Genomic DNA, 14,269 nt, shown 5'->3' with positions numbered 1-14,269 from the left:
CACGGGCAGACGACCCAGCCAAAAACCTCTCAACCGCACCATCGCGGATATCAGATGGAAACCCTGCGGGCATCGGAATACCTTCCAGCCCCCAACACTCCAACTTTTTGTCCGCGCTCCCGGGGGGCGAAAATCGAGGTGCAACTAGCTGGATCCGCGGAAATGGGGGCGGGGCGGGCGCAGAGGGGCGACCGGCGGGATGGGCCGGGCTAGGCCTGGCCGGTGTGCTCGGCGATGAGGTTGGTCAGGTTCGTGATCGCCTCGTTGCTCTCCGCCTGCGGCAGCGACGCCGCCACCTGGACGTCGCGGCCCATCGCGTACCAGGTGGAGGCGGTGGTGCCGTTGGCCAGCTTCACGTCCTCGAACCACGGCACGCCGTTGACCTGGTCCAAGCGCGCGCCCGGGCCGTAGTTCTCCGGGTCGGCGACGCCACAGCGCAGCACGATCGCGTCCTGGCCTTCGGCGGACCAGGCCACGGTCTGCTCGCTCACGGCGTCGACGCGGGTGTAGCCCTCCGCGATGGAGTCGGGGGCCGCGGCGAGCAGGCTGTCGCAGCCAGCAGCGCCAGCACCGCCAGCAGCGCCGTCAGCGTCACCGGCGCCAGCGCCACCAGAAGCGAGGTCGGCGAGCGGCGCGGGGTGCTGCTCGGGGGCCGGGCCGGTCAACGCGGAAGTGTCGATGCCGGCAACGGGGGCGGCATCACCACGGAGCTGCTCCACATCGGCCGTGACGGCGAGGACGGGGGAGCGGTCCACCGTGAACCAGGTGGCCAGAGAGGAGCCCGGGGTGGCGTCGTTGACGCGCAGCCAGTGCGTGCCGTCGATGTCCTCGGGCTGCGAGTACGGGGTGTACTGCGCCGGCGCGTCCACGCCGCAGCGCAGGGTGATGCGCTCGGTGGAGGAGGCCTGCCACGCGGCGGCGCCTTCGGGGGCGGGCTCGGCCAGTTCGGCGCGTTTGAGGTCGGCGAGGGTGGACGGGAGGGCGTCGATAAGCGATGTGCACTCCGCGGAAGCGGCCTCGGGCGCGGGCAGCTGCGTCATCGCCACTGGCTGCAACGCCACGCGGTTGAAGAACACGCGCGCGCCGACGAGCACGCCGAGCACCAGCGCCACCGCCAGCCCAAGACTGACGTAGATGGTGGTGCGGTTAAATTGAGCATCATGCGCCGTGGAACCCATGGCGGCTGAGTCTAGTGAAAGGGTGCGCGCAGACGTGATCGAGACAGGCTTTCCCACTGGCGGGCCGACACTGGGCGAGCTCGGCGAGCGCGAAGTCATCGCGCTCATCCGCGCCCAGGCGCCGTCCCCGCTCAACGGCGACGACGCCGCGGTGCTCACCCAAGCGGCGCCGAACTCCCGCGTGGTGGCCAGCACCGACATGCTGGTGCAGGACCGCCACTTCACCACGCAGACCACCACGCCCTACCTGCTGGGGCGCAAAGCGGCGCTGCAGAACTTCGCGGACATCGAGGCGATGGGGGCGCGCCCGATCGCGGCGCTGATGGCAGTCTCCGCGCACCCGGATACCCCGGCGAAGGTGCTGGAGGAGCTGGCACGCGGGGTGGGCGAGATGGCGTCGGACTACGCCTGCGAGCTCGTCGGCGGCGACGTCACCGGCGGCGACTACCTGGTCGTTTCAGTCACGGCGATGGGGGCGCTCGGCGGCAACCGCCCGCCGCTGACGCTGGACGGGGCGCGACCGGGCCAGCGCGTGATCGCGCATGGGCGCCTCGGCTACTCCGCGGCGGGTCTGTCGCTGCTGCAGGCGGGTGTGGACGTGCCCGAACAGCTCGAGCCACTGGTCGCCGCGCACCAGGTGCCGGAGCTGACCCCGGGCCGCGGCGTGGTGGCGCGCGCGGCGGGTGCGTGTGCCATGACGGACAACTCGGACGGGCTGATCCGGGACCTCACCCAGCTCGCGGAGGCGTCCGGCGTGGGCATCGACCTGGCGTCCAACGCGATCGCCCCCGACCGGCTGCTGGTGCAGGCGGGCGAGCTGCTCGGCGTGGACCCGTGGGAGTGGGTGCTCGGCGGCGGTGAGGACCACACGCTCATCGGCACCATCGAAGGCTCCGCGCCGGTGGGCTTCCGCTCCATCGGTGCGGTATCCAGGAAGCAAGGCGTGCGTATCGACGGCTCCGCGCCCGCCACCGAAAAAGGATGGGAGAGCTTCTGATGTTGCCCGTGCACGAATCTTGGCAAGCGCCGCTGGCGCCGGTGGAGGACCAGATCCACGCGATGGGCGACTTCCTGCGCGCCGAGGGCGAGTACCTGCCGCGAGGCAACGACATTCTGCGGGCGTTTGCGGACCCGTTCGAGGACGTGCGCGTGCTCATCCTTGGGCAGGACCCGTACCCGACACCGGGGCACCCGATGGGCCTGGCGTTTTCCACTCAGCCCGGGGTGGCAGCACCACGCTCGCTGGTGAACATCTACAAGGAGCTGCAAGACGACTTGGGCGTCCCGCCGCGCAAGGACGGGGACTTGAGCTCCTGGTCGAAGCAGGGGATCTTGCTGCTGAACAGGGTGCTCACCGTGCGCCCGGGCGCGCCGGCGTCGCACCGCGGCAAGGGCTGGGAGGCCGTGACCCAGGCGGCGGTTGAGGCGCTGGTGGCCCGCGGCACCCCGCTGGTGGCCATCCTGTGGGGCCGCGACGCGCAGACGGCCGCGAGGTTCTTGGGCGGCACCCCGCGCATCGAGTCGCCGCACCCCTCGCCGCTGTCCGCCTCCCGCGGGTTCTTCGGCTCCCGCCCTTTCTCCCGGGCGAATCAGGCGCTGGAGAAGATGGGTGCCCAGCCGGTCAACTGGGCACTCTAAGCAGAACCTGTAAACTCTCTCAGCATGTCTGCATCTCCGCTTTCTAACGGCGCACGCCTGCTCGCATGGGCCCACCGCGCCTTAAGCGAGCTGGAGCGCAAGCGCGCGGAGATCAACGAGCTCAATGTGTTCCCAGTTCCGGATGGTGACACCGGCTCCAACATGGCGCACACGATGGCCGCGGCAGTCCAGGCCGCCGCGGAGCTGGAGGACGGCGCGGGATTGACCGAGGTCGCTGAGGCGCTGGCCGTCGGCGCGGTGCGCGGCGCACGCGGCAACTCCGGGGTCGTGCTCTCGCAGATCCTGCGCGGCCTCGCCCAGGCCGCAAACAACGGGGCGACGGAAGGGGAGATGCTCGCCGTCGCGCTCACCAACGCGGTCGGGTTCGTGGACCGCGCCATCGCGGAGCCGGTCGAGGGCACCATCATCACGGTGCTGCGCGCCGCCGCCGACGCCGCGCGCCCGAACGCGCACCTCCCGCTTGTCGACGTCGCATCCGCCGCCACCGCCGCCGCCCAAGATGCGCTGCGGCTGACCCAGACCCAGCTACCGGCGCTGCGCGAGGCCGGCGTGGTTGACGCCGGCGGGGCGGGCCTGGTGGCGGTGCTGGGCACGCTGACGGTTGAAGGGGAAGGCGAGGGGGAGCCGGAGGACGTCGGTAGGCAAACGCCCGAAACCCACGGCACCCAGGGCGAATTGGAAGTGATGTTTAGCTTCCGCGGGGACCTTGAGGCGCTAGAAGGACAGCTGGCGGGGCTGGGCGACAGCCTGATCGTCGCGCCGCTGAACGACGCCGAGGCCACGGTGCACATCCACTCCCGCGACGCCGGCAAGGTCATTGAGACCTCTTTTTCAGCAGGTGAGGTGACAGATCTGCGCTTGGAGGTGCTCACGAGCGCGGTGGCGGCCGGCGCGCCGGAGCGCCTGATCATCGCTGTCACCCCGCCCGGGTCCGTGACCAGCCTGTACGCCGCCTCCGGAGCGGTGACCGTGGTGCCGGGGCCGAACGTGGCGGCGGACATGCTGGATGCGATCACACGCTCCGGCAGCAACGAAGTGATCGTGCTGCCGAACGGGCAGCTGAGCAACAGCGAGCTTGCGGCGGTGGAAAACGCGGCGCGCGCGGTGGAGCAGTCCATCACCATCCTGCCCACGGTGCGGCTGGTTTCCGGCATCGCTGCGCTGTCCGTGCACGACCCGGCGCAGCCGTTGGCCACCGCCGCCTTCGCCATGTCCGAGGCCGCCGGCGAGATGCGCACGGCGCTGGCTTTCCGCGCCGAGAAGGGCGGGCTGACCTTGGGCGGGGCCGTTGCGAGGGGCGACGTGGTGGTTACCTCCCGCGGCGAGCACATGCTCATTGCCGACGAGCCGATGGAGGCCGTGGAGCGCGCCTGCCGCCGCCTGCTCGAGCACGGCGGGGAGCAGGTGAGCATCCTGTTCGACCCGAACGAGTTGCGCGCGGACGCGTTGGAGGAGCTCGCGGGCAAACTGGGTGTCGACGTGATGGTCTATCCTGCGGACGGACTGCAAGCCTGCGCGGAGATTGGGGTGGAGTAGATGCTGGGTTTCGAGGACACGCGCCCGCTCAACCTGGTCATTCCGCTGAAACAGGCCAAGGCGATAGGCAAGCACCTCGACATCCACACCTGCGGCGAGCTGCTGCGCTACTACCCGCGGCGCTACCTGCACTACGGCACCGGCGCCGACCTCGCCGGGGTGAAACCGGGCGACACGCTCAACGTCATCGGCACCGTCGTCGGCACCGAGCAGTTCACGTCCAAGAAGCAGCCGAAGCGGCCCATCTACAAGGTGTATGTGGACGACGGCCGCCAGATGTTTCTGGCCACCTTCTTCGGCTCCCACTACGCCCAGCGCGTACTCAAAGAGGGCCGTCGGGTGATGCTGACCGGCAAGTACGACGTGTTCCGCAACCAGCCGCAGCTGTCGCACCCGGACTTCGTGCTTCTGGACGGGCCCACGCAGGCCACCGGCGCGCTGCGGCAGCTCGGCCACTTCGGCGACATCGAGCAAATCATGAGCGGGCGTGAGTGGCTGCCCATCTACCCGGCGGTGAAAAACGTCAGCACCTGGACCATCATGGGCGCAGTCCATGCGGTGCTCAAAGAACTTCCGCCTATCGACGAGCCTCTCGGCTTCACCCCAATAGGATTCTTGCCCCTGAACTCGGCTGTCCACCAGATCCACGAGCCGGGCCCGCCGGGACCCGCCCGTGCGCTGGAGCGGCTGAAGTACGACGAGGCGCTGTCCGTTGCCCTGGCCATGGGCGTGCGGCGCGCCGACGCGGAGGCCCGCAGCGCCGAAGCGCTGCCGCGGGTCGTGGGCCGCGATGAGGACCTGCTGGTGCAGCGCTTGCCGTTCCCGCTGACCTCCGGACAGGACGAGGTGGTCGCGGAGATCACCCGCGACATGGCGCGCACCGTGCCCATGAGCCGGCTGCTGCAGGGCGAGGTCGGCTCCGGCAAGACCATCGTGGCGCTGATCGCCATGCTCCAGGCCGTGGACAACGGCGCGCAGTGCGCCTTCCTCGCGCCCACCGAAGTGCTGGTGCTGCAGCACGCCCGATCCATGACGAAGGTGCTGATGAACGCGGGCCTGCCCACGCGCGTGGTGGCGCTGACCGGGTCCATGACGGCCGCGCAGAAGCAGGACGCGCTGCTGAAGATCGTCACCGGCGAGGCCGACATCGTGGTGGGCACCCACGCGCTGATCCAGGACGGCGTGGAGTTTTTCCGCCTCGGGCTTGTGGTGGTGGACGAGCAGCACCGCTTCGGCGTGGAGCAGCGCGACGCGCTGCGGGCCAAGGCGGGGGATGAAACCCCGCACCTTTTGGTGATGACGGCGACGCCGATCCCGCGCACCATCGCCATGACCGTCTTCGGCGATCTGGCCGTGTCGACGCTGCGCGAGCTGCCCGGCGGGCGACAGCCGATCCAGTCCGCGGTGGTGCCGCAGTTCAAGCCCCGCTGGGTGGCGCGCGCCTGGGAGAAGATCCGCGAGGAAGTCGCCGCCGGCCACCAGGCGTACGTGGTGTGCCCGCGCATCGACAGCGAGGGTGGCGTGCTCGAGGTCTTCGCCGAGCTCGCGTCCACCGAGTTCGAGGGGCTCAACGTGGCGTTTTTGCACGGCCGGATGAAGGGCGAGGAGAAGGACACCGTCATGGCGGACTTCGCCGCCGGCGGGGTGGACGTGCTGGTGGCCACCACGGTGATCGAGGTCGGCGTGGACGTGCCCAACGCGACGGTGATGATGGTCCGCGAATCCGAGCACTTCGGCGTCTCCCAGCTGCACCAGCTGCGCGGCCGCGTGGGCCGCGGCGGCAACCAGTCGCTGTGCCTGTTCCACACACAGGCGGAGGAAGGTACCCCGTCGTTTGAGCGCGTGAGCCAGGTCGCGTCCACCACGGACGGCTTCGCGCTGGCGGAGCTGGACCTGCTCAACCGCCGCGAAGGCGACGTGCTGGGCACCCAGCAGTCCGGCATGCACCGCACGCTGAAGCTGCTGAACCTTGTGGAGGACTTCGAGCTGGTGCGCCGCGCCTACGATGACGCCGCCCGCCTGGTGGCGGACAACCTCGAGTTCGCCCGAGCCGCCACCGCGGATTTCATTCCGGAAGACTTCGAGTACTTGGACAAGAGCTAGGGCGTTAGAGTTGTGGCCATGAACCGCATCATTTCCGGCGAGGCCCGCGGCCGCAAGATCAAGGTGCCGCCAGAGGGCACACGTCCCACCTCGGACCGAGCGCGCGAGGGCCTGTTTTCCTCCCTCCAGGTCCGCTTCGGCTTCGTGGACATGAACGTGCTCGACCTGTTCGCCGGCTCCGGCGCCCTGGGGCTGGAGGCAGCCTCCCGCGGCGCCGCCGAGGTGGTACTGGTGGAAAACAACCCGGAGGCCGTGCGCGTCATCGAGTACAACGCCGGTGTGGTCGGCCATCCCAACGTGACCATCGAGCCGGTGAAAGCGTCGACCTACCTCGCCCGCGCGCCGCGCAACCACTTCGACATCGTGCTCGCGGACCCGCCGTACGAGCTCGCGGATGAGGCCGTCGCGGAGATGGTGGAGGCGCTGAAGCCAACGCTTCACAACGGCGCCGTGGTCGTCGTCGAGCGCCACCGCGAAAGCCCCGAAACGGCCTGGCCGAAGGAGTTCACCCCGACCGGCCAGAAGCTGAAGAAGCGCCTGTACGGCATCGCGCGCATGGACATGGCCGTGTACTCGGAAGCAGAGGTGGAGGAATAAATGACTACCGCAGTGTGCCCAGGCTCGTTCGACCCGATCACGAACGGCCATCTGGACATCGTCACCCGGGCCTCGCGCCACTTTGATGAGGTGGTGGTGCTGGTCACCGGCAACCCGACGAAGACCTCGGGGCTGTTTTCCATCGACGAGCGCGTCGAGCTGATCCGCGAGGTCATCGCGCACCTGCCCAACGTCCGCGTGGACAGCTGGGGCGGGCTGCTTGTGGACTACACCTCCGCCCACCACATCACCGCCCTGGTTAAGGGCTTGCGTTCTTCGTTGGACTACGAGTACGAGCTGCCCATGGCTCAGATGAACCGCCGCCTGACCGGCGTGGACACCTACTTCCTGCTCACGGACGAGAAGTACGGCTACATCTCGTCTTCGCTGACCAAGGAAGTGGCCAAGTACGGCGGCGACGTCACCGGCCTGGTGCCGGATTCTGTGCGCGAGGCGATGGCGGAGAAGTACCGCTAATGCTCGTCGCTTTGGGCGTCGGCGCCGCCGTCGCGGTAGGCGCGTGCCTGCAGCGCATCTCCGGCATGGGAGTGGGGCTTATCGCCGCACCGGTGCTGTCGCTGTTGCTCGGGCCTGTCGACGGCATCCTGCTGGTCAACCTCCTCGCCGTCATCAACGCGGCGACGAACACCTGGGGCATGCGCGCGGACGTGGACTGGAAGAAGTTCGCCCCGATCGCACTCGCGCTCGTCTTCGGCGTGGTCCCGGGGACTTGGGTGGTGGCGAACGCGCCGACCAACGTGCTGCTCGTGCTGGTCGGGGCGCTGTTGCTGCTGGCGTTGTCCGTGGTGACGCTGGGCAAGCGGTACGTGCCGCGGGTGGAAGGGGTGGTGCCGGCGGCGCTGTCAGGTGCGATCGGCGGGTTCATGAACACCCTGGCCGGGGTGGCAGGGCCTGCGATCACGGTGTACGCGGAAGCTGCCCGTTGGCCGCAGCGGGTCTACGCCGCCACGCTGCAGCCGATCTTTTTGGTTGCCGGCACGCTGTCCTTCACGGTGAAGGTGTTCGCAGGTGCCGCCGACGTCACCGGCATCGAGCCCGCGCTGTGGGTCGCCACCCTGGCAGCCCTGGCAATCGGGATCACGGCGGGCAAGCGCCTGGCGCCCCGGGTGCCGTCTACAACCGCGCACAAAATAGCGCTGGGTTTAGCTTTCGCCGGCGGGGTGACGGCCCTCGTGCGCGGGCTTTTGACCTAAGTTTTTGTACGAATCGACAGCTGATTTGCGTTTGCCCAGGTCAGTTTCCGACCAAATGGGCAAAATGTCGATTCGTACAAAAATGCGCGCCTAGAACAGGGTGGACACGAACGCCTTGGTGCGCTCGTGCTGCGGGTTGTCCAGCACCTGCTCCGGGGTGCCGTACTCGATGATCTGGCCGCCGTCCATGAACGCGACCTTGTCGGCCACCTCGCGGGCGAACGCCAGCTCGTGGGTCACCACCAGCATGGTCATGCCCTGCTCCGCCAGCTCGCGCATCACGCGCAGCACTTCGCCGACGAGTTCGGGGTCGAGGGCGGACGTGGGTTCGTCGAAAAGCATGAGCTTCGGATCCATGGCCACCGCGCGCGCGATGGCCACGCGCTGCTGCTGGCCGCCGGAGAGCTGGATGGGGTAGGCGTCGGCCTTGGTGCCCAGGCCGACCATCTCCAGCAGCTCCATCGCGCGGGCCTTGGCTTGGTCCACCGGCTGGCCCTTGACGTGCACGGGGGCCTCGATGATGTTGTCCAGCACCGTGCGGTGGCCGAAGAGGTTGAAGTTCTGGAACACCATGCCGATGTCGCGGCGCTGTTTGGCGGCGTCCTTCTCGCTCATCTCGTGAAGCACGCCGTCGCGATCGTGGTAGCCGATCAGCTCGCCGTCGACGTAGAGGCGGCCGGCGTTTACCTTCTCCAGGTGGTTCACGCAGCGCAGCAGAGTGGACTTGCCGGAGCCGGACGGGCCGATCAGGCAGGCGACCTCACCGGGGTAGACCTCCATGTCGATGCCCTTGAGCACGTCGAGGTTGCCGAAGGATTTCCACACGTCCACGGCCTGGATCATTGGTTTTTGCTTGACGGTCATTAGCGCTGCCCCTTCTTCTGCGGTTCTTCCACGATTTCAACGTTGTTGGGGATGGTGCCCTCGGCATCAGCCAGGCTGGCCAGCTGGCGGGCGGTGAGCTGGCGGGTGGCACCCCGGTCGAAGTAGCGCTCCAGGTAGTGCTGCGCCACCATGAGCAGCGAGGTGATCACCAGGTACCAGGTGGCGGCGACCAAGAGCATCGGCACCGGTTCGAACAGCGCGGCGGCGATGTCCATGGAGCGGCCGTAGAGCTCCAGCGAGTAGGGGATGGCCACCACGAGCGAGGAGGTCTTGAGCAGCGAGATGAACTCGTTGCCGGTGGGCGGGATGATGATGCGCATGGCCTGTGGCAGCACCGTGCGGCGCATGGTCTGGCCCCAGCTCATGCCCAGCGCCTTGGAGGCCTCCACCTGGCCCTCCGGAACGGCGGAGATGCCGGAGCGGACGATCTCGGCCATGTAGGCGGCCTCGTTCAGGCCCAGGCCCACCACGGCCAGCGCGAAGGCAGAGGAGGTGAACGGGTCCAGCGGGATCTCGGTGAAGCCGAGGTTGATCGTTTCGTAGATCGCGCCAATCAGGCCCCAGAACATCAGCTGGACGTAGACCGGGGTGCCGCGGAAGATCCAGAGGAAGATCCAGCCGACGGTCTTGAACACCGGGTTCGGGCTCATGCGCATCACGGCGAGCAGCACGCCGCCGATCACGCCGATGAGCATGGCCAGCACCGTAATCGTGATGGTGTGCAGCGCCGCGGTGGCGATGCGGGTGTCCAGGAGGTAGGTGAAGTAGGTGTCCCAGCCGTAGGCGTCGTTACGCGCGGCGCCGATGACGAACCAGACCACCAGGACCACGAGTAGGGCGGCCAGCGCCCAGCGGCCCGGGTGGCGCAGCGGCTTGGCCTGGATGCGCTCGGGGCGGGTGCGCTCTTTCTGGCTCGCCGCGTACTTGGAATAGGGGGTGCTCATGCTCACTGTCCTCCCAGAGGTTGTTCGTTAATCAGGGCCTGGTCCAAGAGGCCGGTGTCGATGTTCCATTGCTCGAGGATTCGCGCGTAGTCGCCGGTGGCGATGAGGTGCTGCATCGCCGCCGCCATCGCGTCGGCCAGCGGCGAGCCCTTCGGCACCGCGAAGCCGTAGGGGGCTGCGTCGAACATCTCGCCGACCATCTCCAGCACGCCATCGGAGCGCTCCACGGCCCAGGCGGTGACGGGGGAGTCAGCACTGTACGCGTCCGCGCGGCCCACCAACGCGGCGAGTGCGGCGTTGTCGGCGGTGTCGAAAGCCAGCACCGTGATTGGGTCCTTACCGGCGGCCTCGCAGGCCTCCGACTTCGGGCGCACGTCGTCGGTGTCGGAGACGGTGGTGCGCTGCACCGACACCGTCAGCCCGCAGGCGTTGTCCGGGTCCACGTCAGCGCCAGGCTGGACGGCCCACTGCACGCCGGCGTAGAGAAAGTTGACAAAGTCGAAGGACTGGCGGCGTTCCTCGTTGTCCGTGAAACCGGACGCGCCAACGTCAAGGCTGCCCGCGGACACGGCGGGCAAGATCATGGCGAAATCCATGTCGTCGGCTTGGAAATCCATGCCCATGACCGCTGCTGCGGCGCGGGCGAGGTCGAGTTCCACGCCGATGAGCTCGCCTTGCGAGTCTTTGAACTGGAAGGGGGCGAATGGCGGGTTCGTGCCCACGTTGAGCACACCGTCCGCCGCGACTTCGGGCGGCACCATCGCCGCAATCTCAGGCACAGCGTCCGGGACAATCGGTTCCCAGCCGTCGGGGGTGCCGCCCTCCTCATTGGTCACGCAACCCGCGAGCAGCATCGTCGCGCTCAGACACGCGGCGACGCGCAGGGAGGTGGTGTGTTGCATACCGGCTCCAATACATGATGAATAATTACAATCCATCGTATATTACACCGGGGTGCAAATGCGTATCGACGGCCCCAAGGTCACCCCTGGGGCCGTCGATAAGCAAATGTTTTTGGCTACTGCTGCGCCATGCGAATACCGCGCATAACCAGCTCAATCAGCGAGCCGATCACCAGCATCCCCAAGAACACGGGGATCAGCACCGAGGTGGCCTGGCTGGAACCTGCGGAGGACTGCGCGAAATCACCGGTGAAGAAACCGGAGGACATCATCGCGGAGCCCTGGGCCTCCTGCTTCCACAGCTCGACCGGGTTAGCGGTGTCCGGGACGGAGGAGTTGCGCGCCCACGCCTGGACGAATTCTTTGCCTTCGCCCTCTTCCATGTCGTCGGTCCACTCCAAGAACATGTCGGAAGAGGAGACCTCTTTGAGCGGGTTCTTCTCCGGGTCGATGTAGAGCGGATCGTTCTCGGGGTCCTGGTCCAGCCACTCCAGGTCCGGCGACGGGTCGCCCGGCTTCCGCGGGCCCTTCTTCTTATTGTCGGTCTTGCTGGAAGAGCCTTCCTCGCTGCTGGATGAGGTGCCCTCAGCCGAAAGTTTTTCAAACGCGTCCGCGGTGTTGCGGAGAACCTCGGCATCTTCTGCGGTGATGCCGGTGCCTTCCGGCTTGGTCTGCGAGGTGGCGGACGGTGCGTTCAGGCCTGCAAGGACGAGTGCTCCGGCGGTGACGCCGGCGATGAGAGACTTGCGCATGAGGCGTATCTTAACCAATCCGTTAGAGAATGCGATGCAGAGTCTTTCGACCTGCGAAGAGGATCACCAGCGAGACCACGAGTGAAGCGGCGCCGAACCAGTACGGCACGCCAGCGCCCAGCGACGCGGCCAGCGGGCCGGATACAGCTGGCGCCACAGCGCCGCCGAGGAAGCGCATCCCCGAATAGCTCGACGACGCCACGTTGCGCGGCATCTCCGTCGCCTCCATGACGGCTTCAGTGAGCACGGTGTTGAAAACGCCACTGAAGAAACCCGCGAGAATGACCAGGACCACTACGACGCCCAACCGGTGAGCGCCAAAGCCGAGGCCGGCGAGAACTGCACTGAAACCGAGGAGTACGGTCACCACCACCGGAATCAGGCCGAAGGCGCGGGTCAGGCGAGGCGCGATGAATACCGAAGAGACGGCCAGCGCCAGGCCCCAGCCGAAGAAGACGTAGCCCAGCTCAGTCGCGCCGAAGTTGCGCCCGCTCAGCGCGGCAGCTTCCTCAATGGGGTAGGGCGAGTAGGCGAGCAGGGTGAAAAACCCGAAGTTGTAGAAAAACGCCACCAAACCGAGAGTGAGCAGGGCTGGGTCCTTGGCTGCTGCGAGCCCCGCCGTCAGCGCGACGGGCTCTGGCTTGCGCTGCGCCTTGGCCAGCAGCGTCGCAATCGCGATAAAGCCGGCCGCCATGAGCACTGCAGTGCCGTAGAAAGGTGCACGCCAGCTGATCTCACCCAGCACGCCGCCGGCGAGGGGGCCGATGGCCATACCGACGCCGATCGCGGCCTCATACAGGATCACTGCCTGGCCCGCGTGCCCGGCCGCCGCGCCGACGATGGCCGCCAGCGCCGTAGAGATAAACAGTGCATTTCCTAGACCCCAGCCGGCGCGGAAGCCGATGATTGCGTCGACGGAGCCTGCGGCGCCAGAGAGCGCCGCGAACACGACGATCAGCGCTAGGCCAATCAGGAGTGTGGTCTTGACACCGATACGCGATGAGATAAACGCACTGAAGAACATCGCCAGCGCGGTGATCAGGAGGTAGCTGGTAAACAGCAGCATCGTTTGCGTTGGGGAGGCATCCAGTTCGCGGCTGATCGCAGGCAGGATGGGATCCACCAGCCCGATGCCCATGAACGAGACGGCGCAGGCGAAGGCAAGGGCCCATACCGCTACGGGCTGTTTCAAAATGGAATGGGATGCGGATCTTTCGTGCGGCGTGTCTGTCACGCGCGTCCTCCTTCTCGTTGTCTCAATTCTTCTGTCAGCTCCGGCAGGAGCTCCGCCGCGCGCTGAAGCGTTGCGACGTCCTCCGGTTTCAACGTCTCGAAAACCGGGGCCACCGCCTCGGCTGCTGCCGTCCTGTAGTTGTGCAAAGCCTCGCGGCCGGCGTCGGTGATGGTGAGCGCTGTTGCGCGAGCATCATCGTCGACGGTGTGCCTGGCGGCGTAGCCGTCGTCCACAAGCCGCTTCATGGCTTGGCTCATTGAGGGCTGGCGAATGCCTTCCCGTGCTGCAAGCTCTCCAATCCGGAGCCCCGGTTCACGCTCGAGTGCCGCAAGCGCGCGCATGGAGACGTTGGAGAGTTCCATCCCGGACGCCTGGTAGGCGGCGCGAGTGAAGTGGCTGCCCGCCGCAATTAGCTCAACGGCGAGCACGGCGCGGTCCTCGTTGGAGTGCATAGGGAGACTATATAGGTTGCCTATGTATGTGAAAACCCCGCAGGTCAGACGCGGTCTGCGGGGTCGGCGAGAGGTGCGGGCGCTAGTCTTCGGCCTCCGCGTCGAGGCGCTCCAAGTCGCGCTGGCGACGCTTTTTACTGAGGCGCCCGAACATGGTTCCGGCCACCACTGCACCCACAACAGCGCCGACGATGGCGCCGGTAGCGCCCGCGCTGTCGAAGCTGCCGGAGGGGTCGAAACCGCCGGTGACGATCACACCCACCAGCCAGACCGCGCACAGTGTCCAGTAAGTAATGAGGACGCTGCGTGGGGTGTCACGCAGCTGGAAGATCGGTTCTGCGACGTAGTTGCGCATCCACTGTGTGCTCGCCGCACTGCTGATCAGGGGGATCAGCAAGACGATGGCCGACCACAGGGACTGCCGGGCCGGGAGCGCCCACGCGAGGATCGCGCCGACGAGCGCCATGCCGATCAGCGAGGTGAAGAAGCCCACCGAGTTTGCTTTGTGGTACGTCGCGGCTTCGAACTCGTCGGTGGCGGTGTCGTCGACGTAATTAACTATGGAGTCTCCGAAATTCTTGAACATCATTCCTCCTTGGTTTGGCCAAAGATTTCTTCAACTGACTTTTCAAACTGGCGGCAAATGTCGAGCGCTAAGTAGACGGAAGGCGAGTAGTTTCCCCGCTCGATGTTGGCGATGGTCTGCCGTGAAACGCCGATGCGGTCAGCGAGCTCCTGTTGCGACAACTCGTGCCAGCGCCGCCATTTGCGAACTGTGTTGGTGTGGTCGCCCATATGGCCTCCTTCCATTTA

The 14,269-nt window shown here is 67.1% G+C and carries 16 protein-coding genes; 7 read left to right on the top strand and 9 right to left on the bottom strand.

The features are described from left to right. Positions 1-209: 209 nt before the first annotated feature. Positions 210-1,178, bottom strand: coding sequence for a DUF3515 domain-containing protein (locus tag MHX64_RS10370; protein ID WP_239357247.1), 969 nt, complete (start codon positions 1,176-1,178; stop codon positions 210-212). Positions 1,179-1,212: 34 nt separating this feature from the next. Between MHX64_RS10370 and MHX64_RS10365 the strand changes: the two genes are divergently transcribed. From MHX64_RS10365 to MHX64_RS10335, 7 genes are read left to right on the top strand one after another with little or no spacing between them, the layout of a single operon-like run. After that, the gene (locus tag MHX64_RS10365) at positions 1,213-2,175 is read left to right on the top strand and encodes a thiamine-phosphate kinase (protein ID WP_239357249.1); all 963 of its coding nucleotides are present in this window, start codon (positions 1,213-1,215) and stop codon (positions 2,173-2,175) included. Beyond that, a complete protein-coding gene (locus MHX64_RS10360) occupies positions 2,175-2,816 on the top strand; it encodes a uracil-DNA glycosylase (protein ID WP_239357250.1) in 642 nt (213 codons plus the stop codon). The genes MHX64_RS10365 and MHX64_RS10360 overlap by 1 nt, the downstream gene beginning before the upstream one ends. Positions 2,817-2,840: 24 nt before the next feature. Next, entirely contained in the window at positions 2,841-4,373 is a 1,533-nt protein-coding gene (locus tag MHX64_RS10355; protein WP_239357251.1) for a DAK2 domain-containing protein, read from the top strand. Next, positions 4,374-6,476 (top strand): ATP-dependent DNA helicase RecG, encoded by a 2,103-nt coding sequence (locus MHX64_RS10350; protein ID WP_239357252.1) that lies wholly within the window; start codon positions 4,374-4,376, stop codon positions 6,474-6,476. A gap of 18 nt (positions 6,477-6,494) precedes the next feature. Continuing rightward, complete coding sequence (locus MHX64_RS10345; RefSeq protein WP_239357253.1) at positions 6,495-7,073, top strand: RsmD family RNA methyltransferase; 579 nt, start codon at positions 6,495-6,497, stop codon at positions 7,071-7,073. Continuing rightward, a complete protein-coding gene (gene coaD / locus MHX64_RS10340; protein WP_181888330.1) occupies positions 7,074-7,550 on the top strand; it encodes a pantetheine-phosphate adenylyltransferase in 477 nt (158 codons plus the stop codon). Further along, on the top strand, positions 7,550-8,287 hold the full coding sequence (locus MHX64_RS10335; RefSeq protein WP_239357254.1) for a sulfite exporter TauE/SafE family protein: 738 nt from the start codon (positions 7,550-7,552) through the stop codon (positions 8,285-8,287). The genes coaD and MHX64_RS10335 overlap by 1 nt, the downstream gene beginning before the upstream one ends. A 90-nt stretch (positions 8,288-8,377) precedes the next feature. Here the strand turns inward: MHX64_RS10335 and MHX64_RS10330 are convergent, their stop codons facing one another. The 8 genes from MHX64_RS10330 to MHX64_RS10295 all read right to left on the bottom strand — a co-directional run bounded on the left by MHX64_RS10330 (position 8,378) and on the right by MHX64_RS10295 (position 14,251). Next, positions 8,378-9,151 carry an amino acid ABC transporter ATP-binding protein gene (locus tag MHX64_RS10330; protein WP_304504352.1) on the bottom strand — a complete coding sequence of 258 codons (774 nt, stop codon included), beginning with the start codon at positions 9,149-9,151 and terminating at the stop codon, positions 8,378-8,380. Continuing rightward, positions 9,151-10,116 carry an amino acid ABC transporter permease gene (locus MHX64_RS10325; RefSeq protein WP_239357255.1) on the bottom strand — a complete coding sequence of 322 codons (966 nt, stop codon included), beginning with the start codon at positions 10,114-10,116 and terminating at the stop codon, positions 9,151-9,153. Before MHX64_RS10325 ends, MHX64_RS10330 begins: the two co-directional genes overlap by 1 nt. 2 nt (positions 10,117-10,118) lie before the next feature. After that, positions 10,119-11,018: an ABC transporter substrate-binding protein gene (locus tag MHX64_RS10320; RefSeq protein ID WP_239357257.1), complete on the bottom strand. Its 900-nt coding sequence runs from the start codon at positions 11,016-11,018 to the stop codon at positions 10,119-10,121. A 116-nt stretch (positions 11,019-11,134) separates the two neighbouring features. Then, on the bottom strand, positions 11,135-11,770 hold the full coding sequence (locus tag MHX64_RS10315) for a hypothetical protein (protein WP_239357259.1): 636 nt from the start codon (positions 11,768-11,770) through the stop codon (positions 11,135-11,137). A 22-nt stretch (positions 11,771-11,792) separates the two neighbouring features. Beyond that, the gene (locus MHX64_RS10310) at positions 11,793-12,962 is read right to left on the bottom strand and encodes an MFS transporter (protein ID WP_202032078.1); all 1,170 of its coding nucleotides are present in this window, start codon (positions 12,960-12,962) and stop codon (positions 11,793-11,795) included. Positions 12,963-13,000: 38 nt separating this feature from the next. Beyond that, positions 13,001-13,456 carry a MarR family winged helix-turn-helix transcriptional regulator gene (locus MHX64_RS10305; RefSeq protein ID WP_239357261.1) on the bottom strand — a complete coding sequence of 152 codons (456 nt, stop codon included), beginning with the start codon at positions 13,454-13,456 and terminating at the stop codon, positions 13,001-13,003. Between the two features lie 82 nt (positions 13,457-13,538). Continuing rightward, the gene (locus tag MHX64_RS10300) at positions 13,539-14,042 is read right to left on the bottom strand and encodes a hypothetical protein (RefSeq protein ID WP_239357262.1); all 504 of its coding nucleotides are present in this window, start codon (positions 14,040-14,042) and stop codon (positions 13,539-13,541) included. Further along, positions 14,042-14,251 (bottom strand): helix-turn-helix transcriptional regulator, encoded by a 210-nt coding sequence (locus MHX64_RS10295; protein ID WP_239357263.1) that lies wholly within the window; start codon positions 14,249-14,251, stop codon positions 14,042-14,044. The genes MHX64_RS10300 and MHX64_RS10295 overlap by 1 nt, the downstream gene beginning before the upstream one ends. Positions 14,252-14,269: the final 18 nt, after the last annotated feature.

This window comes from Corynebacterium sp. ACRPZ (assembly GCF_022346205.1).
Classification (GTDB): Bacteria; Actinomycetota; Actinomycetes; order Mycobacteriales; family Mycobacteriaceae; genus Corynebacterium; species Corynebacterium lehmanniae.
The sequence above is the reverse complement of the archived record's forward strand: the minus strand, read 5'-3'. Positions and strand labels throughout refer to the sequence as shown.